The organism is Ochrobactrum sp. SFR4 (assembly GCF_019730395.1).
Lineage (GTDB): Bacteria > Pseudomonadota > Alphaproteobacteria > Rhizobiales > Rhizobiaceae > Pseudochrobactrum.
In genome coordinates, this window is record NZ_JAAPBB010000076.1 from 1 (window position 1) to 684 (window position 684).

A 684-nucleotide genomic window follows, 5' to 3' on the forward strand; every position below is an offset into this window, starting at 1 on the left:
TAATGTGAAAAACCCTCGCCCCTCTCATGTCCGCGATCCATCGACTGTTCTTGGCGCAATGAAATTTCATGGCCGCGCTGAGCTGCTTGAACTCTCGTTGTGAGTTGATTGGCCTTCGAAGATCCCTCAATGAACGCATTCAGCCGCTGTTCGGAAACGTCCGGCATGGCGCGGGTCAATCGATCGCGATCAAGATCGCCTGAATTCCCAACACCAAAGCGCTCTTTGACGCCATCGACAAGGCTGCGAAGCTCACCAAAGGCTTGCTTGTCATCAGCCGTCGCGATCAGCCCGCTTAGCTTTTCGACAGGGCATTGCTCGATCCGGCCGACCAGCTCACGCGCAGCCGGCGACAGGTCTGCCAAAGGCTCACGCATGAGATTCCGGAACCGCTGCTCATGGCGGGTTAAATCGTTACGCAGATTGGTGCGCCTTTGTCCGTAATCGTGAAGGGCAGAAAGCGCGTGATCGAGCGATGTGAGGGCTTTATCTCTGGCCGCATCATTGTGCCCCAACAGAGACCAGTTTCCAAGCAACTCGCCATATGCAAGCGGCTTTGCTCGGATCTCTGGAACAAGCCGGGAAGTTGGCACATGGTGCTTATCGACCTGCTCTTTGATCATGTGCATCGTCGTGTCCGGATTCCGCCATACGGCTGAGACGGCATTGCGCAAATACTGCCCA

General features: G+C 55.7%; 1 protein-coding gene. It reads right to left on the reverse strand.

Going from position 1 to position 684, the window contains the following annotated elements:
- The coding region (locus tag HBA93_RS17920) for a hypothetical protein (protein WP_221724196.1) at positions 1 to 629 on the reverse strand (629 nt) is incomplete at its 3' end.
- Positions 630 to 684 lie beyond the last annotated feature (55 nt).